At 63.4% G+C, this 25,698-nt stretch carries 24 protein-coding genes; 7 read left to right on the top strand and 17 right to left on the bottom strand.

The features are described 5' to 3' along the window. Positions 1–115 precede the first annotated feature (115 nt). From chvE to ACVWZ4_RS34735, 14 genes are all read right to left on the bottom strand, one after another. Complete coding sequence (chvE, locus tag ACVWZ4_RS34670) at positions 116–1,192, bottom strand: multiple monosaccharide ABC transporter substrate-binding protein (protein WP_456702713.1); 1,077 nt, start codon at positions 1,190–1,192, stop codon at positions 116–118. Between the two features lie 76 nt (positions 1,193–1,268). Next, positions 1,269–2,147, bottom strand: coding sequence for an SMP-30/gluconolactonase/LRE family protein (locus tag ACVWZ4_RS34675; RefSeq protein WP_456705229.1), 879 nt, complete (start codon positions 2,145–2,147; stop codon positions 1,269–1,271). Next, the gene (locus tag ACVWZ4_RS34680) at positions 2,147–3,223 is read right to left on the bottom strand and encodes an aldose epimerase family protein (protein ID WP_456742134.1); all 1,077 of its coding nucleotides are present in this window, start codon (positions 3,221–3,223) and stop codon (positions 2,147–2,149) included. The genes ACVWZ4_RS34675 and ACVWZ4_RS34680 overlap by 1 nt, the downstream gene beginning before the upstream one ends. A 2-nt stretch (positions 3,224–3,225) precedes the next feature. After that, on the bottom strand, positions 3,226–4,152 hold the full coding sequence (locus tag ACVWZ4_RS34685; RefSeq protein WP_456742135.1) for a Gfo/Idh/MocA family protein: 927 nt from the start codon (positions 4,150–4,152) through the stop codon (positions 3,226–3,228). Then, on the bottom strand, positions 4,149–4,916 hold the full coding sequence (locus ACVWZ4_RS34690; RefSeq protein ID WP_456702710.1) for a FadR/GntR family transcriptional regulator: 768 nt from the start codon (positions 4,914–4,916) through the stop codon (positions 4,149–4,151). Before ACVWZ4_RS34690 ends, ACVWZ4_RS34685 begins: the two co-directional genes overlap by 4 nt. Beyond that, positions 4,913–5,893, bottom strand: a complete 981-nt coding sequence (gene yjfF, locus ACVWZ4_RS34695; protein WP_456702709.1) for a galactofuranose ABC transporter, permease protein YjfF — start codon at positions 5,891–5,893, stop codon at positions 4,913–4,915. Before yjfF ends, ACVWZ4_RS34690 begins: the two co-directional genes overlap by 4 nt. Next, the gene (locus tag ACVWZ4_RS34700; protein ID WP_456742136.1) at positions 5,890–6,882 is read right to left on the bottom strand and encodes an ABC transporter permease; all 993 of its coding nucleotides are present in this window, start codon (positions 6,880–6,882) and stop codon (positions 5,890–5,892) included. Before ACVWZ4_RS34700 ends, yjfF begins: the two co-directional genes overlap by 4 nt. After that, positions 6,879–8,420 (bottom strand): sugar ABC transporter ATP-binding protein, encoded by a 1,542-nt coding sequence (locus ACVWZ4_RS34705; RefSeq protein ID WP_456742137.1) that lies wholly within the window; start codon positions 8,418–8,420, stop codon positions 6,879–6,881. The genes ACVWZ4_RS34700 and ACVWZ4_RS34705 overlap by 4 nt, the downstream gene beginning before the upstream one ends. 116 nt (positions 8,421–8,536) lie before the next feature. Then, a complete protein-coding gene (gene ytfQ / locus ACVWZ4_RS34710; protein ID WP_456742138.1) occupies positions 8,537–9,502 on the bottom strand; it encodes a galactofuranose ABC transporter, galactofuranose-binding protein YtfQ in 966 nt (321 codons plus the stop codon). A gap of 338 nt (positions 9,503–9,840) precedes the next feature. Then, complete coding sequence (locus tag ACVWZ4_RS34715) at positions 9,841–11,013, bottom strand: fumarylacetoacetate hydrolase family protein (RefSeq protein WP_456702706.1); 1,173 nt, start codon at positions 11,011–11,013, stop codon at positions 9,841–9,843. A 114-nt stretch (positions 11,014–11,127) separates the two neighbouring features. Then, complete coding sequence (locus ACVWZ4_RS34720) at positions 11,128–12,105, bottom strand: HEAT repeat domain-containing protein (RefSeq protein WP_456702705.1); 978 nt, start codon at positions 12,103–12,105, stop codon at positions 11,128–11,130. A 2-nt stretch (positions 12,106–12,107) separates the two neighbouring features. Further along, a complete protein-coding gene (locus ACVWZ4_RS34725; protein WP_092226673.1) occupies positions 12,108–12,341 on the bottom strand; it encodes a 4Fe-4S dicluster domain-containing protein in 234 nt (77 codons plus the stop codon). Positions 12,342–12,370: 29 nt separating this feature from the next. Further along, complete coding sequence (locus tag ACVWZ4_RS34730; protein ID WP_456742139.1) at positions 12,371–14,113, bottom strand: fumarate reductase/succinate dehydrogenase flavoprotein subunit; 1,743 nt, start codon at positions 14,111–14,113, stop codon at positions 12,371–12,373. Positions 14,114–14,214: 101 nt separating this feature from the next. Next, entirely contained in the window at positions 14,215–14,988 is a 774-nt protein-coding gene (locus ACVWZ4_RS34735; RefSeq protein ID WP_456702703.1) for a ferredoxin--NADP reductase, read from the bottom strand. A gap of 211 nt (positions 14,989–15,199) precedes the next feature. Here ACVWZ4_RS34735 and ACVWZ4_RS34740 point away from each other — a divergent pair, with 211 nt between their 5' ends. From ACVWZ4_RS34740 to ACVWZ4_RS34760, 5 genes are all read left to right on the top strand, one after another. Beyond that, on the top strand, positions 15,200–15,496 hold the full coding sequence (locus ACVWZ4_RS34740) for a DUF971 domain-containing protein (RefSeq protein WP_456742314.1): 297 nt from the start codon (positions 15,200–15,202) through the stop codon (positions 15,494–15,496). 73 nt (positions 15,497–15,569) lie between these two features. Then, complete coding sequence (locus tag ACVWZ4_RS34745) at positions 15,570–16,343, top strand: Crp/Fnr family transcriptional regulator (RefSeq protein ID WP_456702702.1); 774 nt, start codon at positions 15,570–15,572, stop codon at positions 16,341–16,343. Between the two features lie 181 nt (positions 16,344–16,524). Next, complete coding sequence (locus ACVWZ4_RS34750) at positions 16,525–17,946, top strand: ABC transporter substrate-binding protein (protein WP_456702701.1); 1,422 nt, start codon at positions 16,525–16,527, stop codon at positions 17,944–17,946. Continuing rightward, positions 17,943–18,854: an ABC transporter permease gene (locus ACVWZ4_RS34755; RefSeq protein ID WP_456742140.1), complete on the top strand. Its 912-nt coding sequence runs from the start codon at positions 17,943–17,945 to the stop codon at positions 18,852–18,854. Before ACVWZ4_RS34750 ends, ACVWZ4_RS34755 begins: the two co-directional genes overlap by 4 nt. After that, on the top strand, positions 18,851–19,723 hold the full coding sequence (locus ACVWZ4_RS34760; RefSeq protein WP_456734603.1) for an ABC transporter ATP-binding protein: 873 nt from the start codon (positions 18,851–18,853) through the stop codon (positions 19,721–19,723). Before ACVWZ4_RS34755 ends, ACVWZ4_RS34760 begins: the two co-directional genes overlap by 4 nt. Before the next feature lie 50 nt (positions 19,724–19,773). On the opposite strand, the gene ACVWZ4_RS34765 is transcribed toward ACVWZ4_RS34760, so the two are convergent. The 3 genes from ACVWZ4_RS34765 to ald all read right to left on the bottom strand — a co-directional run bounded on the left by ACVWZ4_RS34765 (position 19,774) and on the right by ald (position 22,632). Then, the gene (locus ACVWZ4_RS34765) at positions 19,774–20,832 is read right to left on the bottom strand and encodes a YeiH family protein (protein ID WP_456702699.1); all 1,059 of its coding nucleotides are present in this window, start codon (positions 20,830–20,832) and stop codon (positions 19,774–19,776) included. Positions 20,833–20,943: 111 nt separating this feature from the next. Further along, positions 20,944–21,162 (bottom strand): hypothetical protein, encoded by a 219-nt coding sequence (locus ACVWZ4_RS34770; protein ID WP_456702698.1) that lies wholly within the window; start codon positions 21,160–21,162, stop codon positions 20,944–20,946. A 354-nt stretch (positions 21,163–21,516) separates the two neighbouring features. After that, positions 21,517–22,632, bottom strand: coding sequence for an alanine dehydrogenase (gene ald, locus ACVWZ4_RS34775; protein ID WP_456742141.1), 1,116 nt, complete (start codon positions 22,630–22,632; stop codon positions 21,517–21,519). 133 nt (positions 22,633–22,765) lie between these two features. Here ald and ACVWZ4_RS34780 point away from each other — a divergent pair, with 133 nt between their 5' ends. Both ACVWZ4_RS34780 and ACVWZ4_RS34785 read left to right on the top strand, forming a co-directional pair. Beyond that, positions 22,766–23,245, top strand: a complete 480-nt coding sequence (locus tag ACVWZ4_RS34780; protein WP_456702696.1) for an Lrp/AsnC family transcriptional regulator — start codon at positions 22,766–22,768, stop codon at positions 23,243–23,245. Positions 23,246–23,334: 89 nt separating this feature from the next. Beyond that, the gene (locus ACVWZ4_RS34785; RefSeq protein ID WP_456742142.1) at positions 23,335–25,692 is read left to right on the top strand and encodes an Orn/Lys/Arg family decarboxylase; all 2,358 of its coding nucleotides are present in this window, start codon (positions 23,335–23,337) and stop codon (positions 25,690–25,692) included. Positions 25,693–25,698: the final 6 nt, after the last annotated feature.

Below are 25,698 nucleotides of genomic sequence, written 5' to 3' on the forward strand. Positions count from 1 at the left end.
GGTCGCGGCCGTTGGTACGGGTGAGGCGCAGGCCCCGCGAGAGCGGCTGTCACCGCCCCGTGGAGAGCCCCTCACCCTAACCCCCTCCCCGCACGCGGGGAGAGGGAAGAAAGTCTTACTGGAACTGCGACTTCTTGTAGTAGCCGCTCTCAACCAGGACCTTCTCCCAATTGTCCTTGTACACCACGACCGGCTTCAGGAGATAGGACGGAACGGTCTTGGCGCCGTTCTCGTAGGTCTTGGTGTCGTTCACCGTGACCTGCTTGCCGGCGAGCGCGGCATCGACCATGTCGGCGGTCACCTTGGCGAGATCGCGGGTGTCCTTGAAGATGGTCGAGTACTGATCGCCGCGCAGCATCGCCTTGATCGAGGGCACTTCGGCGTCCTGACCCGAGATGATCGGCATTGGCTGATCGGCGCTGCCGTAGCCGACGCCCTTCAGCGAGGAGATGATACCGATCGAGAGGCCGTCATAGGGCGACAGCACCGCGTTGACCTTCTTGTTGCCGTAGTAGGCGCTGAGCAGGTTGTCCATGCGGGCCTGGGCGGTGGCGCCGTCCCAACGCAAGGTCGCAACCTTGTCCATGCCCATCTGGCCGGACACGACGACGAGCTTCTTGCTGTCGATGAGGGGCTGAAGCACCGACATCGCGCCGTTGTAGAAGAAGAAGGCGTTGTTGTCGTCGGGCGAGCCGCCGAACAGTTCGATGTTGAACGGTCCTTCCTTCCCGTCCTTCAGGCCGAGTCCCTTCACGATCGATTCCGCCTGGAGCACGCCGACCTGGAAGTTGTCGAAGGTCGCATAGTAATCGACGTTCGGCGTACCGCGGATCAGGCGGTCATAGGCGATGACCGTGATGCCCTTGGCCTTGGCCTGCTTGAGCACGTCCGACAGCGTGGTGCCATCGATCGCGGCGATCACCAGCGCCTTGGCGCCCTTGGTCACCATGTTCTCGACCTGCGAGAGCTGGTTCGGAATGTCGTCCTCGGCATATTGCAGGTCGGTGTTGTAGCCGCGCTCCTTCAGCACCTTCACCATGTTGTCGCCGTCTGCGATCCAGCGCGCGGAGGATTTCGTCGGCATGGCGATGCCGACGGTTGCCTTGTCCTGCGCGGAGGCGGTGAGGCCCGAGGCCATAGTTGCGGCGCCGGCCAGCGCCATCGCGAGAAACGTGGTCTTCAATTTCAACATGCTTCACTCCCTTTGGGTGTCAGACTGTTTGTTGGGTTTTGGTCCAGTACGCAGGTAGAGGTCGGTTTCGGATCTCCTATGCAAGCTTGACGTCGGGCTCCGCGCGACCGTGCGCGGAGGCTTGTAGCACAAAAGTGGAGCCGGCCAGCGAATCGGCGGCGCGCGCCTCCGCATCCATATCCTGCCAGGCAGACGTGACGAGCAGCCGCGACAGATCCGGACCGACGAAAGCGGGACAGCTCGCCTGCCTGGCCGGCACGCGCAGCGAGCGCAGGCGCTCGCCTTGCGGAGAATAGACATCGACCCGGCCTGCGCCCCAGCAGGCGTTCCAGATCTGCCCGTCGGCATCACACACCGACCCGTCGAGCCCTCCGACGCCGGTGTGGCGCAGCAATACCTCCGGCTCGCCGCGCGGCAGCCCCGTATCGGGATTGAGCGGCACGGCATAGAGCACGGCGCGGGCGGTGTCGGCGAAATAGCCGGTCGCGCCATCCGGCGAGAAGCAAATCGAGTTCGGAATGCTGATGCCCGGAAACAGCGTCGAGATCTTGCCGCGGTGGAGCGCGTAGATCGCCCCCGCCCCGCGCTCGGCCTTGCGCCCCATGGTGCCGATCCAGAACGTGCCGGATTGGTGCACGCGGCCATCATTGGAGCGCGTGGTGGGATCATCCGCTTCGAGCGGACAGAACAGTGTCATCGCGCCATCGGCCACGGTACGGACGTAACAACCATCCTCCGCGACGACCAACTGCCGTGCGGCGTCGATCCGCCCCAGCGCGCTCGCCATCCGGCCGAGCGCGTGGATTCGGATGTCACCGCGGCCAAGATGCGCCTCGAACAGCTTCCCCTCACGAATGTCGAACCACCAGGCGGTGTCGGTCGTCACGTCATAGGTTGGCCCCTCGCCAAGATGGCAGGGATGATCCGAAAGAACGGATGTCGGCACCTCCTCCATCATGGCGACCTCACCGCAAAGCGATAGACGGTGTGATGGTGATAGACCTCGCCGGGATCGAGGCGAGGGCTCGGAAAGTCCGGCCGGTTCGGCGAGTTGGGCCACATTTGCGGCTCCAGACACAACGCGTCCGATTGGCGGATCAGCTTGCCGCCCTTGCCCGAGATCGTGCCGTCGAGATAGTTGCCGGAATAGACTTGCAAGCCGGGCTGGTCGGTGAACAGCTCCATGACCCGCCCCGAGCGCGGGGCCTCCAGCCGGGCCGCGAGCGCGAGCTTGCCATCGCGCGCGAGGCAATAAGTGTGGTCGTAGCCCCTGCCGTTGTGCAATTGCTGATCGCTCTCGCGGATGCGCGCGCCGACGGCGTGAGCGTGTCGGAAGTCAAACGGTGTGTCAGCCACCGCACGGGGCGGTTCCGGCAAGGGAATGGCAGTGGGGTCAATGGCCAGGAAACGCTCGGCCGCGACCGTCAGTTTGTGGTCGAGTGCAGACGTGCCTGACGTGGCGCCTTCCAGATTGAAGAAGCTGTGGTTGGTCAGGTTCACGATGGTCGGCCGATCGGTCCTTGCCTCCATCGTCAGCGACAGCTCTGTCGGGCCGGTGACGCGATAGGTCAGGCGGACGTCGAGCTTGCCGGGGTAGTTCTCCTCGCCATGCGGGCTCGTGTAGGTTAGCGTGACCGCAGGGTTGGCCCCGTCGTCGATCTCGGCAACGTCCCAGAGCTTGCGGTCGAAGCCGTCGAGGCCGCCATGGAGCGCATTCGGACCATTATTGATTGCAAGCTGGAAGGTCTCGCCATCGAGCGAGAACTGCCCGTCGGCGATGCGGTTGGCATAGCGGCCGACGGTCGCGCCAAAGAACTTGCGTTCGGCGAGATAGCCGGCCAAGGCGTCATGACCGAGCACAACATCGTCGTAGCCGCCTTTGGCATCCGGCGCGACGAGCGCCTGGATCACCGCGCCATGGGTGATGATGCGGACCTCAAACCCGCCCTCCCCACGCAGCACGATACGCTCGACATGGCGCCCGTCCGGCAGCGTTCCGAACACGTCCTTTGCAATTTTCGCACCAAACATGCCTAGTCCACGAACGGTTCGACGATGTTGCGCTTGCCGAGCAGGAACGAGTCGGCGACGAGACGAAGCGGTGCCAGATCGACATCGCTCGCGCCTGATGCGGCGAGCTTGACGAAGTGCCGGTAGAGTTCTCGATATTCCTCATCGGGCGCGTCGGCAACAACATTGCCGTCGACCGCCATAATCCTGCCACCACGGGACAACGTCATCCGGCCCTGGTCGGTTTCCGCGACGATATCCCAGCTCTGCGGCCCGGTCTGGCGGAAATCGAATTCGGCCGTGATCGGCAGGCCGCTGATGTCGGTCAGCGTCAGATTGGCGGCAATCGGGGACTGGCAATTGGCCGGAAAGGCCAGCTCCGCCGCGGTGACGAACACCGGCTTTGGCAGGATGCGGGTCAGGATCGAGAGCGCGTTGATGCCGGGGTCGAACACGCCGAGGCCGCCGGGCTCCCAAATCCAGGTCTGGCCGGGATGCCAGACGCGGACGTCTTCCTTCCAATTGATGTGCACCGAGTTGATCCGGCGCGTAGCCAGCCATTCGCGGGCCGGCTCGACCGCCGGCGCATGGCGCGAATGCCAGGTCGCAAACAAAGTGCGCTTTGCATCCGCCGCCATTTCGGTCAGCGGATCGAGTTCGGCCACGCCGATGCCGGGCGGCTTCTCCAGCATGACATGTTTGCCGGCCGCGAGCGCTGCAGCAGCCTGGGCGCGGCGCACCTGAGGTGGTGTGCAGAGCGACACCGCATCGATCTCCGGACCCTTTTCCAGCAGTTCCTCGATGCTCGCAAAATGCGGCAGGCCCGGCAGCGAGGCGTTGCGGCTGGCAACGGCGGCAAGCGTCGCGCCAGCTGTCGCAGCAATAGCGCCGACATGCTGGTCGCGGGCGATTTTACCGAAACCGACGATGGCGATACGAAGGGCTGTCACGAATTGTCTCCAGGTTCTGCAGGTGCCGCCGGAGCTGTTTCGGCCGCCATCCCCTTATGCCGGCGCATGCCGTTGTGAATGACGAAGGCCATGGCCTCGGCCGCCGCGTCGGCATCCCCGGCTGCGATCGAATCGACGATCTTCTGGTGCCAGATCAAGGCGATCTCGCGGTCTTCCGAACCGGCCGGTGCACTGAGCATGAAAGCCGTACGTAACGCAGCCTCGATCACGTGACCGATGGAACGCATGAACGGATTGCCCGACGCTCGCGCGACCGCAAGATGCAGGGCGAGATCGGCTTCGGCAAAGCCCACTGATTCCGACGTCTCCTGCCGCATGCAATCCATGCTGCGCTGAAGCTCGGCAATGTCGTCTTCGGAACGACGCTTGGCCGCGAGCGCCGCCGCGCGCGGCTCGACCGCAAGACGTATTTCGGCGAGATCGTTGAGAAAGTGTCTGTCGATGCCGGCGTCGAGATGCCAGGCCAGCACGTCGGCGTCGAACATGTTCCAGGCCGCGCGCCCGCGCACGACTGTGCCGACCCGCGCCTTGGTCGTCAAAAGCCCCTTGGCGACCAGCGTCTTCACGCTCTCGCGCAACACCGGCCGCGATACGCCGAACATTGCCGTCAGCTCGGCATCGCCCGGAAGCCGCACCCCTTCCGCATAGCGTCCAGCGATGATGTCGACGCCGATCGAGCGGGCCACCTCCGCATGGTTCGAATGGGCCCGCCGTGTCGGGATGACGACGATACGCGAGGTCATGGGACGGCTCCCGCGCGGTTCGACACCGGCCGGCGCGCCAGCGCGACCAGCCCCTGCTGAAGTGCGATGAAGGCGAACAGCAGGATGCCGGTCGCGATCTTCGTCCACCAACTCGACAGCGTACCGTCAAAATTGATGTAGGTCTGGATCATGCCCTGGATCAGCACGCCGAGGAAGGTGCCGATCACCGAGCCCTGCCCGCCCGTGAGCAGCGTGCCGCCGATGACCACGGCCGCGATGCTATCGAGCTCGACACCGACGGCGGAGAGCGAATAGCCGGCGCTGGTATAGAAGGAAAACACGATGCCGGCGATGCCCGCGAGCAGGCTCGACAGCATGTAGATCTTCACCGTCATTTTGCCTACCGCAACACCCATCAGGCTTGCGGTGGCCCGGCCGCCGCCAAGCGCATAGACATTGGCGCCGAACCGGGTGAGACGCAGCAGCAGAATGCCGCCGATCACGATCACCAGCATGATGATCGCTATCGCCGTCAGCCGCCCGCCACCGGGCATGTGCAGCGCAAAATCCGACACGGTCGAATAGACCGGCGCGGTGATCGGCACCGATTCTGTCGAAAGCAGAAAACTCGCGCCGCGCGCCAGAAACATCCCGGCCAGCGTCACAATGAACGGCGGCAGATCAAATACGTGGATGATGGCGCCCATCGCAGCGCCAAAGGCCGCCGAGAGCACGAGGATGGCGACAAACGCGACCAGCGGCGGCATGCCCCAGCGCTCGATCGCAAGCGCGACGAACACGGTGGTGAAGCCAATCACCGAGCCGACCGACAGATCGATACCACCGGAGATGATGACGAAGGTCATACCGGTCGCGACGATGCCGAGAAAGGCGTTGTCGGTGAGAAGATTGCCGACGACGCGGGTCGAGGCGATGTTGGGAAACTGCAGTGCGCAGGCTGCGAAGCCGGCGACCAGCACGATGGCCGTGATCAGGACGGGCGGCAGGCCTTTCATGGTTTCGTCCCCCGCAGCCGCGCCATGATACCGGAAAAGCCCGACAGCTTCGGTGATTGCAGCAGCAGCACCGCGAGCACCACCACGGCCTTGACCAGCAGGTTGAACTCCGGCGGATAGCCCGATAGCAGAATACCGGTATTCATGGTTTGGATGATCAGCGCGCCTAACACTGCCAGGATCAGGCTGAAGCGCCCGCCGAACAGCGAGGTGCCGCCGATCACGACGGCCAGAATGGCGTCGAGCTCGAGCCAGAGGCCGGCATTGTTGGCATCCGCGCCCATGATGTCGGCCGCGGCGATCACGCCGGCGAGCGCCGCACAGACCCCGCACCAGACATAGACCGCCAGAATCATCGCGCGCGTGCCCACACCGGCAAGCTCGCTCGCGCGGGCGTTGCCACCAGTCGCCTCGATCAGGAGACCGAGCGCGGAGCCGCGTACCATGGCGCCGGTGAGGATCAACATGCCGACCGCAATCGTGATCGGTACCGGCACCCCGAGAATGGCACCGTTGCCGAGCCAGACCAGGTCCGGCGACGTGAAGGTCACAATCCGCCCTTCTGTGATGAGCTGGGCGATGCCACGCCCAGCCACCATCAGGATCAGCGTCGCCACGATCGGCTGCATGCCAAGGACCGCGACAAGAAAACCGTTCCAGAGGCCGCAGAGGATGCCGATACCGAGCGCCGCGGCCAGCACCACCGGCAAGCCGTGGCTGTCGGCAAGGCTCGCAGCGATTGCACCGGAGATCGCCATCACCGCGCCGACGGAAAGATCGATGCCGCGCGTCGCGATCACCAGCACCATACCGAGCGAGAGCAACGCCACCGGCGTGCCTCGGTTGAGCACGTCGATCAGGCTACCGAACAGACGGCCGTCCTGGAGGCGCAGGTCGAAGAATTGCGGCGAAACCACGCGGTCGACCGCGAGGATGACGATCAAGGCCAGGATCTGGGCAAGGCCGCGGCGCGGCAACAGCGCTGTCATGCCCGCACCTCTTGCATCGCGGCGCCATCGGCGGCGATCGCCGCAAGAATGTTGGTGACGTCGATTGCCTCGCCCGAGAGCTCCTCGACATGGGCGCGGTCGCGCAGCACGACCACGCGGTCGGAATAAGTCACGATTTCATCCAGTTCGGAGGAGATCACAAGCAGCGCCAGCCCGTCGTCGCAGAGTTCGCGGATGAGGCGGATGATTTCGGCATGCGCGCCGACATCGATGCCACGGGTGGGTTCGTCCAGCACGAGGAGCCGCGGCGACGTCGCGAGCCAACGCGCCAGCAGAACCTTCTGTTGATTGCCGCCGGAGAGCAGGCCCACCGGACGCTCGGGATCGGGCGGACGAATGTCGAGCATCTTCACGTAGCGACGTGCAATCTCGTCCTGCTCGCGACGGGACAGTGGCCGATGCAGGCCGCGTTTGGCCTGAAGCGCGAGCACGATATTCTCGCGCACGGTGAGCTCGGCGACAATGCCGTCGGTCTTGCGCTCCTCCGGGCAATAGCCAAAGCCGTGGCGCACGCCGTCGCGCGGCGACTGAAGGCGTACGGGGGCGCCCTCAACGCTCGCCTGCCCACCGTCAGCGCGCTCGGCACCGAACACCAACCGCGCCGTCTCGGTCCGACCCGATCCGAGGAGCCCGGCGAGGCCGACGACCTCGCCATGGCGCAGCTCGAGATTGAAGGGGGCGACATAGCCGGCCTTGCCGTAATTGTCGAAACGCGCGCAGACCTCGCGCACCATGTGCTCGCCGGCGGCAGCCCGCGCGTTGGTGGTCTCGGCGAGCTCCCGGCCGAGCATCATCCGGATCAACTCGAGCCGCGGCAGCGACGCGATCTCGCGCTCGCCGACCAGGCGGCCATTGCGCAAGACGGTAATGCGATCGGATATCTCGTAGACCTGATCGAGGAAATGGCTGACGAAGACGATACCGATGCCGCGCTTGGCCAACTGGCGCATGATGCGGAAGAGGATCTCGACCTCATGGCGGTCAAGGCTCGCCGTCGGCTCGTCCAAAATCAGCACGCGTGCGGAGAGATCGACCGCGCGCGCGATCGCAGTGACGTGCTGTATGGCCACCGAATAATCGCCGAGCGATGCCGCGACGTCGATATCGAGGCCGAACTCCGTGAGCAGCGCTTTGGCGCGACGGCGCATCTCGCCTTCGCGCACGACGCCGAAGCGCATCGGCTGGCGGTCGAGAAACAGGTTCTGTGCCACCGAAAGGTTTGGAAGCAGATTGACTTCCTGGTAGACGGTCGCAATGCCGGCCTGCACCGCCGCCTTGGCCGAACGCGGCGCGACCTCTTCACCGCCCAGCCTGACGACACCGGCATCGCGCGGAAACACGCCGGTAACCACCTTGATCAGTGTGGATTTGCCGGCACCGTTCTCGCCGAGCAGCGCATGGATCTCGCCGGCGCGAAGCGTGAAGTCGACCTCCTGCAACGCGCGCACCGCGCCAAAGCTCTTGCTGATCCCACGCACCTCCAGGAGGGGCGGAGCAGGATCGAGGCTGTTCTCCATAACGACGTCACTCCCACCGGCGCCCGCTTATGCTGCGGACGCCCAGCCTATTCGTTCGCGCAACGATTGCGAAGGGGGTGCCGGACCACAGGACGTGGTCCGGCGAGACGCCCGCCTCAGTAACCGAGGCCCTTCTTGCTGTCGTATTCCTTCTGCGGATTGTCTGTGGCGGTGAGCAGCCTGGATTCGGTCTGGATCCACTTCGGTGGAACGGTACCCTTCTCCTTGAACGCCGCAACAGCATCGAAGGCCGGGCCGGCCATGTTCGGCGTCAGCTCGACCGTCGCATTGGCCTCGCCGGCCACCATCGCCTTGAAGATATCTGGCACGGCATCGATCGACACCGTGAGGATGTCCTTGCCCGGCTTGAGACCGGCTTCCTTCATCGCCTGGATCGCGCCAACCATCATGTCGTCGTTGTGGGCGTAGACCGCGCAGATGTTCTTGCCGCCGCCTTCGGCCTTGATGAAGCTCTCCATGACTTCCTTGCCCTTGGCGCGGGTGAAGTCACCGGTCTGGCTGCGCACGATTTTCAGGTTGGCGTGCTTGGCGATGGCAGTGTCAAAGCCCTTCTTGCGGTTGGCCGCGACGCTTGCGCCGACCGTGCCCTGCAATTCGACGATGTTGCAGGCCTTGTCGCCGACGGTCTTGGCCAGCCAGTCGCCGGCGACCTCGCCTTCGTGCACGCTGTCCGAGGTGACGGCGGTGAGATAGAGGTCCTTGCCCGACGGGTCGATGTCGCGGTCGAGCAGCACGACCGGGATCTTGGCTTCTTTGGCTTCCTTCAGCACTGCATCCCAACCCGTCGCGACGACCGGCGCCAGGAAGATCGCATCGACGTTCTGCGCGATGAAGGAGCGGATCGCCTTGATCTGGTTCTCCTGCTTCTGCTGCGCGTCGGCGATCTTGAGGTTGATCTTGCGCTTGGTCGCCTCCTGCTTGGTGACCGACGTCTCGGCGGCGCGCCAGCCGGATTCCGATCCGATCTGAGAGAAGCCGACAGTCAGCTCGGCGGCATTGGCCGGCAGCGAAAGCAGCAACGCGGCCGTGGCGCTGGCCGCAAAAAGGGCTTTGAGGGTCATCAGGCGTATCTCCCAAGAATGTTATCCGAGGCACCATTTGGTAATATGGCACCTTCGGGCCGGCCCCTGCGGCGGCGGAGGGCACCATTTCACGGAAGTTCGCCGCTGTATAGTCATATTATTTGACTATTGAGCCGAATGATGTGGAGACAGGGAGGGTACGCGCAAACACACGCCAAGCAAGATGTTTCGACCAAAACTCAATTTGTAGTTGCGTGCGATTCCGTGGGCCGTCCAGCCGCTCGGCAGCGCGTTATGTCCGGACAAGCCCCGGGCATAACGGCCTCATAAAAGGAAGTGCGCGCAGTTCTGCAGCCGCAAGAGGCTGAGGCGAGGCGCTAGATCAGTTTCCGCTGCGCCAGATTCTTCATCAGCGCGCCGATGCCGAAGGTCCACGGCTCGCACTCGTCGCTGGTGCGCATGCGATTGACGAGCTTGCCGAGCTGAGGGGCGGCAATGGTGACGATGTCGTCGCGCTTATGGGTGAACCCCTGCCCCGGCGCATCGCGATCCTTTACAGGCGCGAACATGGTGCCGAGGAACAGCACGAACCCATCGGGATATTGGTGCACCTTACCGATGGTCTGCGCGACGAGGTCGGTCGGATCGCGGCTGATCTTGCTGATCGAGGAATGGCCGTCGAGAACGAAGCCGTCCGTGCCCTTCACGTTCAGGCTGATGTCGAGCTTGCGCGCATCATCCAGCGTGAAGCCGTCATCGAACAGCCGCAGCAGCGGACCGATCGAGCACGACGCATTGTTATCCTTGGCCTTCGACAACAGCAGCGCCGAGCGGCCTTCGAAGTCTCGCAGATTCACGTCGTTGCCAAGCGCCGCGCCGACGATGTTGCCGCGGCTCGATACGAACAGCACCAGCTCCGGCTCCGGATTGTTCCAGGTCGACTTCGGATGCAGGCCGGCATCCATGCCGGTGCCGACCGAGGATAAGGTCGGCGCCTTGGTGAAGACTTCGGCATCGGGGCCGATGCCGACTTCGAGATACTGGCTCCAGGCGTTCTGATCGATCAGCACCTGCTTCAGGTGCATCGCCTGGTCCGAGCCCGGCCTGAGTTTTGACAGATCGTCACCGATCAGCCGCGTGACCTCTTTGCGGATCGCTTCGGCCGAGGCCGGATTGCCCTTTGCCCGCTCCTCGATCACGCGCTCGAGCATTGAGATCGCGAAGGTGACGCCGGCAGCTTTCAACGTCTGGAGATCGACCGGCGCAAGCAGCCAGGGCTTGCTGGGATCACGGCCATCCGGCGCAGTGTTGGCGACGATCGCCTCGAGATCGCCGATACGCTCGCCCTTGGTCGTGGCGAGCGCCTTGGCCGGATTGTCCTCTTCACAGAGCGCGCTGATGGTCGGAAACGTCGCAGTGACGTCGAAGACACCATCGCCGCGCACGGCGACAACGGCCGGACCGTTCGCCTGCGGCAGCCAGACCCGGCCGACCAGCGTTCCCTTCGTTCCATCCTCGGGGAGAAGATCTTCAACCGTCAAAATGGTCATGGCCGGCGTCCTCGCTGTTTTTGGATCGGCCGCGTTCGAACGACGGCCGATCAGATTGGCGAAGACCAATAAACGTCTGGCATGGGAAGTCCAGAGCGGCAGGATGCCCCGCTGCTATGCGCCTGCGCGTGCCTTCCGGGCGGCAATCTGTTGCAGCGCCCAGCGCGCGTTCTTGCGGACATCGGGATCGGCATCGTCGGCGATGACGGCCAAGAATGCCTCACCATCGGGATGGGCGATCTCGCCGAGCGCGGCGGCCGCTTCCTTCCGCAAATTCGCCTGATCGTGGTTGATGCAGTTGCCGATCGGGCGCACCGCCCGCTCGATTTTCATCTTGCCGAGGCTGCGGATCGCCTTCAACCGCACCTGCCAGTATTCGTCGGAGAGTGAGCTAACGAGCGGGTCGGCGGCAAGCGAGCCGTTGACGTTGAGGCCGAGCGTCTCCGCGGCCATTTCGCGGACCATCCAGTCGCTGTCCTTCAGCGCACGCGTGATAGTCTCGGCTGCGGGCTTCATCTGCGAAAATGCCAACGCGCTAACCGCGGCGCGGCGGACATGTGCGTCGGGATCGTTGATCAGCGCGGTCAGCGCGGGGATGGATTCCTCCAGCTTGAGGAAGCCGATCACGCCGATCGCCTGCACACGCACCGCAGCATCGGAATCCTGCAGCGCCTCCAGCGCCGGCTTCAGGGTATCCTTGCAGCGCAGCTCCTTCAGCGCACGTAGCGCCCCCATGCGAACGAAGGCATGGGCATGCTTGACCAGCGGCAGGACGACGTTGGCGCAAGCGGGATCCTTGAACTCGGCCATGCTGTCGGCCGCCGCCGCCGCCACAATCCGTTCCGGATCGACCAGCAGCTTGACCAGCGCACTTGCGGCTTCCGGCCCGTCGAACTCACCGAGCGCCATCGCCACCTGCTGGCGCACGCCGGCGTCGGGATCGGCGACCATGTTGGTGAGATGGACCACGGCCGCGGGATCGCCGGAATGGCCGAGCGCGATGATGGCGACGCGGCGTTCGGCGGGATCTGCCGCCTGAAGCCGCTCGTCGGCGTCTTCGAGATCGTCGTAGGATTCGAACGGGCTCGACATGATCACCTCAACAGATAGGGAATATTGACGGTGACGGCACCGGTCGGGCAATCGGCCTCGCAGGGCATGCAGTACCAGCACTCGTCATAGGCCATGTAGGCCTTGCCGGTCATATCGCTGATGCGCAGCACGTCGAGCGGACAGACGTCGACACACACGGTGCAGCCCTTGTCGGCAATGCATTTGGCGTCGTCGACGACGACCGGAACCGATGTCTGATGGGACGCGAGAGGCATTTCATGTCTCCTGTTGATCGTGCGGTGGATCAGGCGGTGGCGCGAATGCGCTGCTTGTCGTAGAGGTCCTTCTCGTCGTCGGCGATCGGCACGACATAGGGCTCTACGGCACGCTTCTGGCTGGTCATTTTGCCGTTCTGCTTGCTGAGCAGCGTGTGGCAGAACCAGTTCTCGTTGTCCTTCTCCGGAAAATCCGTGCGCCAGTGGTAGAGGCCCCAGCGGCTCTCTTCACGGTACAACGAGGCATGCACCGCCATGTCGGCGCAGTCCATGATCGACTGTACTTCGAGGGCGCGGAGCAACTCGTGCGCGTTGCGCGCGATCATATGCTCCTGCATGTCCTGCCGGGTTTCGGCGAGGCGACGCATGCCGAGCTCGTACTTGCGCGTGACCTTCGGCGGCTGCAGATAGTCGTTGACCAAACGGCGGGTCTTGTACTCGAGCTGGTTGGGTGGAATGCCGTCCTCGCGCCTGGTCGGTGCCATCACGCGCTCTTGTTCCCTCGCCACGTCCTGCGCATCGAACTCCGCGAAATCATGGTTCTCGGCAAATTCCATCGCGTCGATGCCGGCGACCGAGCCGTTGGTAAAGGCGCCCAGCATGTAATTGTGAGGCACGCTCGCCATGTCGCCGGCGGCGTAAAGGCCCGGCACGGTGGTGCGGGCATTGTCGTCGACGAACACGCCAGAGGCGCTGTGGCCGGAGCAGAAGCCGATTTCGGAGATGTGCATCTCGATCGAGTCGTTGCGGTAGTCGACGCCGCGCCCCTGCTGGAACAGGCCGCGCGTGGGACGCTCGACCTTGTGCAGCGTGGATTCAATCTCCGAGATGGTGTCGGGGTGGAGGTGCTTGAGCTGGAGAAACACAGGGCCCTTGCCTGACAGCAGTTCGTTGTAGAACTCCAGCATCATCTGGCCCGACCAATAGTCGCATTCGATGAAGCGCGAGCCCTCGTTGTTGGCCGTGAAGGCGCCGAAGGGACCGGCGACATAAGCGCACGCCGGGCCATTGTAGTCCTTGATCAGCGGATTGATCTGGTAGCATTCGAGGTTCGCGAGCGCGGCCCCGGCGTGATAGGCCATGGAATAGCCGTCGCCGGAATTGGCGGCATTCTCGTAGGTGCCGAACATGTAGCCGGAGGTCGGCAGGCCCAGGCGGCCGGCGGCGCCCATGCAGAGGATCACGGCCTTGGCCTTGATCACCAGGATCTCGGCGGTGCGGGTGTTGACGGAGATTGCGCCGGCGATGCGGCCGTCGGACGATTTCAGCAGCCGCGTCGCCATGTAGCGATTGGAGATCAGAATGCGGGCGCGGCGGAGCTGGCGGTACAACGCCTTCTTCACGGTCTCGCCGTTCGGCATCGGCAGAACATAGGTGCCGATGTGGTGCACCTTCTTGACGGCGTAGTCGCCATTCTCGTTCTTCAGGAAGCGAATGCCAAAACTATCGAGCTCTTCGATGATGCTGTAGCAGTTTTGCGCGTATTTGTAGACCGCCTTCTGGTCGACGATGCCGTCGTTGGCTATGGTGATTTCCTTGGTGTACTGCTCCGGCGTCGCGTAGCCGGGGATGACGGCGTTGTTCAGTCCGTCCATGCCCATCGAAATCGCACCGGAGCGCTTGACGTTGGCCTTTTCGAGCAGGACGACGTTGGCCTTCGGGTTCTTCAGCTTCGCCTTCAGCGCCGCCATCGGGCCGGCCGTGCCGCCGCCGATCACGAGCACATCGCAAGATACTTCCGAAAGCCCATCGACGATCTGATCTAGTGCCATCACTTGCTCCTGGTTCGCCGATAGCCGGCGCCTTTGCATCAGATTTGTTCAGGTGGCGTCCCGCCGATAGCAATTAGTTGTCGCCGGGACGCGATTTGCGCTCACCGCTCGACGAAGGCCTTCTCGATGACGAAATGGCCGGGCTGGCTGTGGCTGCCCTCGACAAAGCCGCGCGCTGAAAACATCGCGGGCAGTTCCTCCAGCATCGCCGGGCTGCCGCACAGCATGATGCGGTCGGTCTCGATATCCAGGCCCGATAGGCCGATGTCGTCGAACAGCTGGCTGGAGGCGATCAAATCGGTGATGCGACCGCGATTCCTGAACGGTTCGCGGGTGACGGTCGGGTAGTAGACGAGTTTGTCGCGGATCAGCGGCCCGAAGTACTCGTGGTTGCGCAGTCCATCGACCAGGTGCTCGCCATAAGCAAGCTCGGAGACCTGGCGGCAGCCGTGAGCGAGCACGATTGTCTCGTAATTCTCGTAGACGTCGGGGTCCTTGATCAAGCTCGCGAAGGGCGCGAGTCCCGTGCCGGTCGAAAGCAGCAACAGGCGTTTGCCAGGAATGAGGTTACCGGTGATCAGCGTGCCTGTCGCCTTGCGACCGACCAGAATGATATCGCCTTCCCTGATCTTTTGCAGGCGGGAGGTCAACGGACCGTCCTGCACCTTGATCGAGAAGAATTCGAGCGCTTCCTCGTGATTGGCGCTCGCCATGCTGTAGGCGCGCATCACGGGCTTGCCCTCCACCTCCAGCCCGATCATCGCAAACTGGCCGTTCTGGAAGCGGAAGCCGGGATCGCGCGTCGCGGTGAAGCTGAAAAGGGAATCGGTCCAGTGCCTGACCGACAAAACCGTTTCCTTCTGAAATGCGCTCATGGTCTCTCCTCTCGACGACGCAGAAAGTTTCGGAGAGAGCGGAGTCCCGCAATTCGGAAGTGAAATTCCCGGTGGATTAGTTTCACATTTCGTCGGCGATGATCGAAGCGGAGGCACACTGCCGGGTCGACTGCGCACTTGGGCCGGCAATTAGTTGCTATCCCCGCGTGACGACCTGCGCCTAGAGAGGAGTCGGAGGTTCGTCATGAACATGACCCTGGTGGCACCGACGGTGACCGGCTACGAAGCAAGCGCCGATCTGGCGACACTTCTCGTGCGGACCACCGACGGCGAAACGCTCAGCGTTCCCGCCGAGCGGCTCCGTTTGTCCTGCAAGTGCGCTCACTGCACCCGCGCCCGCTTCGACGAGCGCTTTCCCGAACGGTTTCCGGGGATCGCCATCACCGGGATCGGCGATCTCGGCTATGGGCTCAACATCTCGTTCTCGGACGGGCATAATCGCGGAATCTACCCAAAGTCCTATTTGCCAAGCCTTGCAGGGCCCTAGCGACCCGCTTGCCACCCATCTGGCACGGACATTGCTCCTCTTTGGAACGACTTGAACGGTCCGGAGGCAGACGATGTTGCAGGCGGCGAGTGCGGTTCGCGGGACTGTTCCCCCGGCAGTCCGGCCTGCGGGCAGCTCCTCGCTGCTGCTGACCGAGAACCAGCAATCCATCGGTGGGCCGCCGCCTCTGATGGACAAGCTCTCACCGCGCGAGCGGGAACTGGTGCTGAAGCAGGGCCGGCGAAAGGTGCTTAACCGCGGTCAGACGCTGTTCAGCCAGGGCGGGAAGCATGACGGTATCTGGCTGATCGAAAGTGGCCGCATCCGCGTGTTCTACAGCTCCCCGCTCGGGCGCGAGATCACGCTGGCCTACTGGCACGTCGGCAATTTCGTCGGCGGTCCCGAGGTGTTCGAGGGCACCGTCCATCAATGGTCCGGCGTCGCGTCCAGCAATTGCAGCGTGGTGCACCTGCCCGGAAAGGAACTGCGGTCCCTTGCTGCAGAGATCCCAAACCTTGCGATCGGTCTGATCGAAGGCCTCACCTTCAAGGGCAAGTGCTATTCGGCACTGGCGCAGATGTTGGGAACGCGCTCGATTACGCAGCGCCTTGCACATCTGTTGCTGCACCTCGTCGAGCTCTACGGCGTAGAGGATGGGGAGGGCCGGGTGATCGCGGCAGCATTCACCCATGCCGACATCGCCCATATGGTCGGCGCGACAAGGCAATGGGTCACGATCAGCCTGAAGCGGATGCAGGAGAAGGGAATCGTCGTGACCAGGCGGTCCCAGATCGTGGTCTGTCGGACCGACGTACTGGAAGAGATGCGCGGCCACGCATCTGACTGAACGAGTTTGCGGGCAAGATCACTGCCCAGGCAAGCGGCTTTATAGTGCAGGATTGCTCAAGGAGTATGCAATCAGCTTTTCCCGGCAACTAATCGACTGCCGTCAACATTCCGGATTTGCCCTGTCCACGCCCTCCCCCAATCATGGCAACCACAGCACATCCAACCTGATGAGGATGAGAATGGTCCGCCATCTTCCCACACCCTCGATCGCGATGTCGGTGACGTCGCTGGCGCTTCTGATTGCGCAGCCGGCCGCGGCGGAAACCGTCACGCTCGGTATCGGAACGCAGGACACCACCACCAACACGGTGACCGCAGGCGTCGTCATCCGGCAGCTTCATCTTTTGGAAAAATACCTGCCCAAGGACGGCAAATACGCGAACATCAAGTTCGAGCTGGAATGGCAGAATTTCACGTCAGGTCCGCCCGTCACCAACGCGATGATGGCGAACAAGTTGCAGATCGGCATGATGGGCGACTACCCGCTGATCGTGAACGGCTTCACTTTCGACAGCAATCCCGAGAGCAAGAGTCGGCTGATCGGCATCGCGGCCTACAGCCTCTCCGGCTCCGGCAATGGCATCGTCGTCCACAAGGATTCGCCGTACTACGATCTGGCCGATCTCAAGGGCAAGCTGGTCAGCGTGCCCTTCGGCTCCGCCGCGCACGGCATGGTGCTGAAGGCGATGCAGGACCGCGGCTATTCATCGGATTTCTTCCAGCTCGTGAGCCAGAGCCCTGAAGTCGGCTCAACCAATCTCCAGGAAAAAAAGATCGACGCGCATGCCGACTTCGTTCCCTTCGCCGAATTGCTGCCTTTCCGCGGCTTTGCGCGCAAGATTTTTGACGGCGTCGAGACCAATCTGCCGACCTTCCACGGCATCGTCGTCCGTACCGACTTCGCCGAAAAGTACCCCGAAGTCGTCGTGGCCTACATGAAGGCGCTGATCGCCGCCAATCAATGGCTACGCGACGATCCCAAGCTTGCATCTGAAAAAATCCAGGAATGGACCGGCATCAACAAGGAGGTCGTCTACATCTTCTTGGGCCCGGGTGGAAACATGATCACCGATCCCACCGTCAAGCCGGCGCTGGTCGATGCGGCCGCCACCGACGTCAAGGTGCTGCAAAACCTCGGACGCATGAAGGAGTTCGATCCGAAGAAATGGGTCGACGACAGCTACGTCCGCAAGGCCTATGCCGAGATGAAGCTCGACTATGACGCGCAGCTTGGCAGCACCAAGAACTACGAAATCACCGGCGAAGACGCTTTCTGCAAGAAGCCGATCACCGATCCGCGCAAGGCCGGTGAAGTCTGGGTGGATGAGGCCGGCATCATGCCGTTCTCATCCGCCGCCTGCACCTTGGGGGCCTATGCCGACTTCAAGGCCAAGGGCAAGAAGATCAACGTCGCCTACGTCTTCGACACCACCCGCGGCATCAAGCTGTTCGCCGACCAGGCCTTCTTCGCGGTCGGCAATGGCGAGGTCGCGCCGTTCCTGCTGAAGAAGGACGCGGAGGCCTACGCCGCCAAGATCAGCGGCAAGGTGCTCGGTTTCGACGATGCGGTGAAAGCGGCAGTCGGCGGAGGCAAGACGTGAGCAGTCCCGCCCTCGTCAGACACCCTGAGGACAGCAACATGCCGGCAGCGATTGCCGAGGCCGCGCGCGTGCCCGCCGTCACGCCCCCGGTGACTCCGCCCTCGTTCGGCACGCTCGCGCTGCGCTGGTACCGGCTGAACCAGGGCCGGCTCCGCGCGACCGCGATCGGCATCATTTCGCTGCTTGCGTTCCTGCTGGTCTGGCACCTGCTCACGACCTACCGCGTCGTGTTCTTCGTGCGCTTCACCAACGTGCCCTCGCCGGTCGCAGTCTATGGGAGTTTCACCAAGGCGATCCACGATCCCAAGTTCCTGATGCACATCGTGCTGAGCTGCCGGCGCATTCTCGTCGGCTTCTCCCTCGCGGCCATCGTCGGCGTGCCGCTCGGCCTGATCATGGGTCGATTCAAGCTGGTCCACGAGGTCATCTTCCCGGTCGCGGAAGTGCTGCGGCCGATTCCGGCAATTGCCTGGGTCCCGATGGCGATCATGCTGTGGCCGACCAACGAGCAGAGCATCGTCTTCATCACCTTCCTCGGCTCGTTCTTCCCGATCCTGGTCAATACCCTTCACGGCATGACGCTGGTCGATCCCGTGCTGGTGCGCGCGGCTCAATGTCTTGGCGCACGCGAACGCTCGATTTTCCGCGAGGTGTATTTTCCGGCGTCGTTGCCGCACATCTTCACTGGTCTCACCGTGGGTATGGGCGTCGCCTGGGTGTCGCTGATCGCCGCCGAGATGATCTCCGGCCAGTACGGCATCGGCTACTTCACCTGGGAGGCCTATTCGCTGGTCCAGTATGCCGACATCGCACTCGGCATGATCGCGATCGGCGTGCTCGGTCTCGGGTCGAGCCTGCTGATCAGGGGCGCGGGACATCTGGTGATGCCGTGGAGGTCGACAAGATGAGCGAGATGCTTGCGAGCGAACCGAAAGGCCATATCGAGGTCAGGAATTTTTCTCTCAGCTACGACAGCATCGAGGGGCCCGTCCAGGCCGTCACAGACACGCAGATCCATGTGAAGCCCGGCGAGTTCGTGTCGATCGTCGGGCCCTCCGGTTGCGGAAAGTCGACCCTGCTCAACGCGGTCGCGGGCTTCCTCAAGCCCACCACGGGTATTGTCACCGTCGATGGCGAGCGCGTGAACGGCCCGAGCGCCGAGCGCGGCATGGTGTTCCAGCAATATTCGCTGTTTCCCTGGAAGACGGTCCGGGAAAATGTCGAATTCGGCCTGAAGATGCGCGGCATGCCTCGCTCGCAGCGCGAGCGAGCCGCGCGCACCCTGCTCGGGCTTGCCGGGCTCGAAGCGTTCGAAAAGCACTATCCGGAAAAGCTCTCCGGCGGCATGAAGCAGCGCGTCGGCATCGTCCGCGCGCTCGCGACCGGCCCGAAAGTGCTGCTGCTGGACGAGCCCTTCGGCGCGCTGGACGCGCAGACGCGCGTCATCATGCAGCAGATCCTCACCAACATGTGGCAGCGACTGAAGATTTCGGTGCTGTTCGTCACCCACGACATCGATGAAGCGATCTTCCTGTCCGACCGCGTCTACTGCATGACCGCCCGCCCCGGCTCGATCAAGGCGGAGATCCCGATTCCCCTGGAACGGCCGCGGCAGCAGTCGATGATGATGTCGTCTGAATTTCTGGCGCTGCGTCGCGGGCTGATGTCATTGATTCGCGAGGAGAGCCTGAAAGCGATGGGTGGCGAAATCAACGACTTGGGTATGCAGGGGCTGAACATAGAGCTGCACGGCCATTCGCTGGCGGATGTGATTTAGCTTACTCGGCCCGGCTTGCACGGAGAGCCAGTGCACGCGCTTCGCGTGCCTTACTTGAACCAGTGCACCAGGGCGATGCTGATGCCGAGCAGCAGCATCAGCGACAGCGTCACCGCCGCCGTCACTCTGCCTCCGACATTGGCGAGCACGCGAACATCAACCCCAAGGCCCAGCGCGGCCATCGATACCACCGTGAGGAAGCTCGTGATCTTCGTCACGGGACCAACCACCGTACCCGGGACAATCTCGAGCGACCGCAACGTCGCCAGCGCGAGGAAGCCGAGAATGAACCAGGGCACCAGGCGGAAGAAGCCGACATTGGTCTTCTTGGCGCCGGCCTGCCAGCGCGAGGCGATCAGCGAGAGACCGACGACCACGGGTCCCAGCATCAGCACACGCATCAGCTTGACCAGCGTGCCGATCTGCGTGGATACCAGCCCCGCCGGTACCGTCGCCGCGAGCACCTGCGGCACGGCATAGACAGTCAGCCCTGCGAGGATGCCATATTGCGTCGCGGTGAGCTGCAACAGCGGAATCAACAGCGGCAGGCCCAGCACCATCATCACGCCGAGAATGGCGGTGAAGGAGATCGAGGATGCGATCTCGTCGCTGTTGGCGCCGATAATCGGCGCGACTGCCGCAATCGCGGAATTGCCACAGATGGAGTTGCCGCAAGCGATCAAGATCGACAGTCGCGTGGAGAGGCCCAGCAGCCGGCTGAGGCCGAAGGAGACGGAGAGCGCGATCACGACAACAGCGGCGATCGACGCCAGAAGCGCAATGCCGGAGGCCGCAATCGCGGCAAAGCTGATGGAGGCGCCCAGCAGCATGACGGCGACTTCGAGCAGCTGCTTGGCGCTGAAGGCGATGCCGGCCTGCCAGCGCGGCGCCGGCTTCCAGAAACTGCGCAAGGCCATTCCCAGCAGGATCGCCATGACCAGGGCCTCGACGTAAGGATGTTCGAACACGCCGAGTTCTGCCCGTTCCAGAAGAGCCGAGACGCCGGCCACCGCGATGCACAGGAGAATGCCGGGAATCAGCGCGACGACGCGGCCAAAGGCTGTGGTCGGCTTGGCGCCGGCCGGGCTGGATGCTTGATTCTGCGACACAAATCTCTCCCAGAGGAGAAAGATTTATACGCACGGCGCTCGGGTTGGGGAATAAGTTTTCGGCATATCAGGGCCGAGGGAAGTCGTATCCTCAGCCCGGAATAATCGGGCTCAGAACAACAGGTTCTTGGCCAGGGAAGCCACGTGGCTGAAGCTGTCGTAGACGCCCGGCTGGAAGAACGCCGCGCGCGCGAGCACGATGCCCGCCACCAGCGTCCAGAACACGCCCGTGCCGGCCCGCAGCAGCAGCTTTGATGCGCGCGACTGCGGCTGGGTGTCCGCTGAGGACACCAGCGGCTCGCCGAAGGGCTCAAATCCAGTGCGTTCCATGGCCGTCAATCCATCAAATCCTGGTTGAATGTCGTCGTTTCGGGCCTAAACGGCAATGGAAGCGATTGGCGTTTTTGTCCTTCCGAGGGGAAAGTCCTTCCGTGGGACGGTGTCGCGACAATAGTTTTCTTCTTCTGGCCGATCTGGGCACCGAAGCGAGGGCAACGATCTCGCCGGCACGGTCGCCGCCCCTGTGCGAATCTCGCCCATAGAGGGGTCAGCTTCCGAGCCGGGCTTCGCGAAGCGAAGCCGGGTGAGGCTATCTATCCTGACGAGCAGTGTTGCAACTGGCAGAGATACCCGTCATCCCGCGCTTCGCGCCGCCTTCTCCCGCAACCGGAAAAGGAAAGTAAGTTACGCCGCCAGCCCACCACCGACTGGCGCGAATTCCAGGCCGAGGCTTTCCGCCACCGCCTTGTTGGTGATGCGCCCGCGATGCACATTCAGCCCGTTGCGTAAGTGCGGGTTCTCCAACACGGCGGCAAAGCCCTTGTTGGCCAGCATCAGCCCGAACGGCAGCGTCGCATTGTTCAACGCCTGGCTCGACGTCACCGGCACCGCGCCGGGCATGTTGGCGACGCAATAATGCACGACGCCGTCGACCGCGTAAGTCGGCTCCGCGTGCGTCGTCGCATGCGAGGTCTCGAAACAACCGCCCTGGTCGATCGCGACATCGACCAGCACGGCGCCCGGCCGCATCGATTTCAGCATCGCACGCGTGACGAGCTTCGGCGCGCTGGCGCCCGGCACCAGCACCGCGCCGATCACGACGTCGGCCGCGAACACCTCCTCCTCGACGGACTCGATGGTCGAGAAGCGCGTGCGCACGCGTCCGGCAAAGAGATCGTCGAGCTCGCGCAAACGCGGAATCGAGCGATCAATCACAGAGACCTCCGCGCCAAGGCCTGCGGCCATGCGCGCGGCCTGCGTTCCCACCACGCCACCACCCAGCACGACGACACGCGCGGGCTGGACGCCGGGGACGCCGCCAAGCAGCAGGCCGCGACCGCCGGCCGGTCGCCTGAGCGCGGCGCCGGCGGCCTCGATGGCGAGACGGCCGGCGACTTCGCTCATCGGCGCAAGCAGGGGAAGGTGACCTGCCGCGTCAGTGACGGTTTCATAAGCGATCGCAGTGCAGCCGGAGGCAAGCAAGCCCTTGGCCTGATCAGGGTCCGGCGCGAGATGGAGATAAGTAAAGAGGATCTGGTTTTCGCGGAGCTGACCCCATTCGCTCTTCTGCGGCTCCTTCACCTTCACGATCATGTCTGACCTGGCAAAGATGTCGCTCGCACTCGCAGCAATGGATGCCCCTGCCCGCTGGTAGACCTCGTCGGAGGCGCCAATACCGCTGCCGGCGGCAGTCTCGACCATCACCTGATGCCCGGCCGCGACATACTCGCGGACAGCGCCCGGGGTGAGCCCGACGCGATATTCCTGAACCTTGATCTCCTTGGGCACACCGACGCGCATCCTGGGCTCCTTTCGATTCACCCCATGATCGTAACGACGTCGCGGGTTTGGTTTCGTGCAAATATCCGCTAGCTTCAACCTCTCCGCGCCGGTTGTGAGCGCGCAAACGCCCTTTCACGCTGGAAACGAAACCTTGGCCCTGGACCGCAAAGACCTCGCAATCCTCGCGGAACTCACTGCCAATGCGCGAGCCAGCCATACAGAGCTCGCCAACAAGATCGGCCTGTCGAGCACGGCACTCGCGCGGCGGCAGAAAGCGCTGGAGGACGATGGCTACATCCAGGCCTATCAGGCGGCGCTCGATCTGGCGCAGTTCGGGCTCACCACGACGGTGCTGGTGCGCATCGCACTGGAGAGCCAGAGCGACGAGGCGCTGCGCGCGTTCGAGGCGGAGGTGGTAAAGTGCCCCTCGGTCGTGCGCTGCTTCCTGATGTCGGGCACCGACGACTACATTCTGATCGTACTCGCCCGCGACATCCAGGATTTCGAGCGCATTCACCGCACCGAGTTGTCGCGCCTGCCGCGGGTGGCGCGCGTGCAATCGAGCTTCGCGTTGCGCGAGGTCGTAAATCGCGCGGTACCGACCGTGGTGTTCGGCGAAGCGAAGCGGTAGAGCGCTTCCTGCGCTCAATCGCCACCCCTGTCATATAACTGTCACCGAATGTGCAGAGACCTGTCCGTCTCGCTCATTCGGGACACGCCATGGACTATTTCAAGCGCTTCAACTTCCTGTTCGCCGCACCCGTGTTCGACGCCGACGATCTCGAGGGCATCCGCTTCAACCAGATCATCGAGGAAATCCAGCGCTCCGGCTTCGAAGTGGTTCGGGCCCGCAAGCTGGAGGACGCCGAAATTGCGGTGCAAACCGATGCCGCGATCGGCTGCATGGTGGTGGACTGGGGCAAGAAGGGGCTTGAGGGCAGGACCTCGGCACTGATCAATTTGATGCGTCGCCGGGGCCTCGACTTCCCGATCATCCTGCTGATCCGGCGCAAGCGGTTCGAGGATTTGCCGGTCGAGGTGCTCGACTTCATCGACGGCTACGTCTTCCTGTCCGAGGAGACGCCGACCTTCATCGCCAAGAACCTGATCAGCCGGCTCAAGCAATATGCCGAGACGCTGAAGACGCCGTTCTTCGGCGCGCTGGTCGACTATGCCGAGGAAGGCAACCAACTCTGGACCTGTCCGGGCCACAATGGCGGGGTGTTCTACAACCGCAGCCCGATCGGCCGGGTCTTCGTCGAGCATCTCGGCGAGTCCGTGTTCCGCGACGATCTCGACAATTCCGTGCTCGATCTCGGCGACCTCCTCACCCATGAGGGCCCGGCACTCAAGGCGCAGAAGGAAGCGGCCCAGATCTTCGGCGCGGAGAAGACCTATTTCGTGCTCAACGGCACCTCGACCTCGAACAAGGTCGCACTCGGCGCGCTCGTCACCGATGGCGACCTCGTGCTGTTCGACCGCAACAACCATAAGGCGGCGCATCACGGCGCGCTGATGATCCATGGCGGCATCCCGGTCTATGTCCCGACCATCCGCAACGCCTGGGGCTTGATCGGCCCGATGCGCTGGGATGCACTCGACGAAAAAGCCTTGCGGGAAGCGATTCGCAATCATCCGCTGGTCGCGGACAAGGAGGCGTGGCGCAAGGAACGGCCATTCCGCGTCGCCGTGGTCGAGCAATGCACCTATGACGGTACGATCCACAATGCCGAGATGATCCTGAAGCGCATCGGCCATCTCTGCGAATACATCCTGTTCGACGAAGCGTGGGCCGGCTTCATGAAATTCCACCCTCTCTATGCCGGCCGCTTCGCCATGGGCCTCACCAACCTTCCCCCCGAGGCGCCGGGTATCATCGCGACCCAATCGACCCACAAGCAGCTCGCGAGCTTCTCACAGGCCTCGCAGATCCACATCAAGGACCGCCACATCCGCGGCCAGAAGCGGCGCGTCGAGCACCGCCGTTTCAACGAAAGCTTCATGCAGCACGCATCGACCTCGCCGTTCTATCCACTCTTCGCGTCGCTCGATGTCGGTGCGCAGATGATGAAGGGCCGCTCCGGCGAGGTGCTGTGGGACGACACGATTCGTCTCGGCATCGAGCTCCGCAAAAAAATCCGAGCCATGCGCCGGGAATTCGAGGAGAAGGAGCAGAACGCGGACCGGCGCTGGTTCTTCGAACCCTTCGTTCCGGATCGCATCGCCATCCCCGACGTCAGCCGCCCCGGCGCCGCGCACGACGTCGCCTGGGAAACCCTGTCGACCGACGAGCTCGCCACCAATCCCGTGCTTTGGCAGCTTTCGCCCGACGGCAATTGGCACGGCTTTCCCGATCTGGTGGAAGGCTTTGCCATGACCGATCCGAACAAGCTGACGCTGCTCACGCCCGGCTTCGACCGCGCCACCGGCGCCTATGCCGAGCACGGCATTCCAGCCCCGGTCGTCGCGCAATATCTGCGCGAAAACCGCATCGTGCCCGAAAAGAACGACCTCAACTCGCTGCTCTTCCTGCTCACGCCCGGCGTGGAGGCGAGCAAGGCCGGCACGCTGATCTCCGGGCTCGTCGCGTTCAAGAGGCTGCACGATGACAATGCCCTGTTGGCCGATGCCATCCCGGAATTTTATCAGCGGCGGCAGGCGCGCTATGCCGGAGTGCGACTGCGCGATCTCTGCGGCGAGATGCACCGCTTCTTCCGCTCAGCCGATGTCAGCGCACTCCAGGCACGGCAGTTCAAGCCCGAGCAGATGCCCGAGATCGCCATGTCGCCACGCGATGCGGCGCGTTATCTGTTCAAGAACGACGTCGACTATCTGCCGATCGAGGCGATTGAGGGCCGCATCGCCACCACGCCCTTCGTGGTCTATCCGCCGGGGATCGCCACCATCGTACCCGGCGAGCGGCTGACGGAGCGGGCCAAGCCCATGGTGGACTATCTCAAGATGTTCGAGACCTGCTTCAACAGGTTTCCCGGCTTCGATGTGGAAATCCAGGGCGTCTACAAGGAGGTGGATGCACGCGGTCGCATCGGGCTCTATACTTATGTCGTTGCCGAGTAGGTGCCG

Source organism: Bradyrhizobium sp. USDA 4472, assembly GCF_054058595.1.

What these genes read in the sequence shown, in the direction of transcription:
- ytfQ (WP_456742138.1), bottom strand. Translation starts at nt 9,502, where the DNA reads ATGACCCTCAAAGCCCTTTTTGCGGCCAGCGCCACGGCCGCGTTGCTG.
- ACVWZ4_RS34745 (WP_456702702.1), top strand. Translation starts at nt 15,570, where the DNA reads ATGTTGCAGGCGGCGAGTGCGGTTCGCGGGACTGTTCCCCCGGCAGTC.
- chvE (WP_456702713.1), bottom strand. Translation starts at nt 1,192, where the DNA reads ATGTTGAAATTGAAGACCACGTTTCTCGCGATGGCGCTGGCCGGCGCC.
- ACVWZ4_RS34730 (WP_456742139.1), bottom strand. Translation starts at nt 14,113, where the DNA reads ATGGCACTAGATCAGATCGTCGATGGGCTTTCGGAAGTATCTTGCGAT.
- ACVWZ4_RS34720 (WP_456702705.1), bottom strand. Translation starts at nt 12,105, where the DNA reads ATGTCGAGCCCGTTCGAATCCTACGACGATCTCGAAGACGCCGACGAG.
- ACVWZ4_RS34725 (WP_092226673.1), bottom strand. Translation starts at nt 12,341, where the DNA reads ATGCCTCTCGCGTCCCATCAGACATCGGTTCCGGTCGTCGTCGACGAC.
- ACVWZ4_RS34715 (WP_456702706.1), bottom strand. Translation starts at nt 11,013, where the DNA reads ATGACCATTTTGACGGTTGAAGATCTTCTCCCCGAGGATGGAACGAAG.
- ACVWZ4_RS34750 (WP_456702701.1), top strand. Translation starts at nt 16,525, where the DNA reads ATGGTCCGCCATCTTCCCACACCCTCGATCGCGATGTCGGTGACGTCG.
- ACVWZ4_RS34675 (WP_456705229.1), bottom strand. Translation starts at nt 2,147, where the DNA reads ATGGAGGAGGTGCCGACATCCGTTCTTTCGGATCATCCCTGCCATCTT.
- ACVWZ4_RS34785 (WP_456742142.1), top strand. Translation starts at nt 23,335, where the DNA reads ATGGACTATTTCAAGCGCTTCAACTTCCTGTTCGCCGCACCCGTGTTC.
- ACVWZ4_RS34705 (WP_456742137.1), bottom strand. Translation starts at nt 8,420, where the DNA reads ATGGAGAACAGCCTCGATCCTGCTCCGCCCCTCCTGGAGGTGCGTGGG.
- ald (WP_456742141.1), bottom strand. Translation starts at nt 22,632, where the DNA reads ATGCGCGTCGGTGTGCCCAAGGAGATCAAGGTTCAGGAATATCGCGTC.
- ACVWZ4_RS34760 (WP_456734603.1), top strand. Translation starts at nt 18,851, where the DNA reads ATGAGCGAGATGCTTGCGAGCGAACCGAAAGGCCATATCGAGGTCAGG.
- ACVWZ4_RS34770 (WP_456702698.1), bottom strand. Translation starts at nt 21,162, where the DNA reads ATGGAACGCACTGGATTTGAGCCCTTCGGCGAGCCGCTGGTGTCCTCA.
- ACVWZ4_RS34690 (WP_456702710.1), bottom strand. Translation starts at nt 4,916, where the DNA reads ATGACCTCGCGTATCGTCGTCATCCCGACACGGCGGGCCCATTCGAAC.
- yjfF (WP_456702709.1), bottom strand. Translation starts at nt 5,893, where the DNA reads ATGAAAGGCCTGCCGCCCGTCCTGATCACGGCCATCGTGCTGGTCGCC.
- ACVWZ4_RS34740 (WP_456742314.1), top strand. Translation starts at nt 15,200, where the DNA reads ATGACCCTGGTGGCACCGACGGTGACCGGCTACGAAGCAAGCGCCGAT.
- ACVWZ4_RS34700 (WP_456742136.1), bottom strand. Translation starts at nt 6,882, where the DNA reads ATGACAGCGCTGTTGCCGCGCCGCGGCCTTGCCCAGATCCTGGCCTTG.
- ACVWZ4_RS34680 (WP_456742134.1), bottom strand. Translation starts at nt 3,223, where the DNA reads ATGTTTGGTGCGAAAATTGCAAAGGACGTGTTCGGAACGCTGCCGGAC.
- ACVWZ4_RS34735 (WP_456702703.1), bottom strand. Translation starts at nt 14,988, where the DNA reads ATGAGCGCATTTCAGAAGGAAACGGTTTTGTCGGTCAGGCACTGGACC.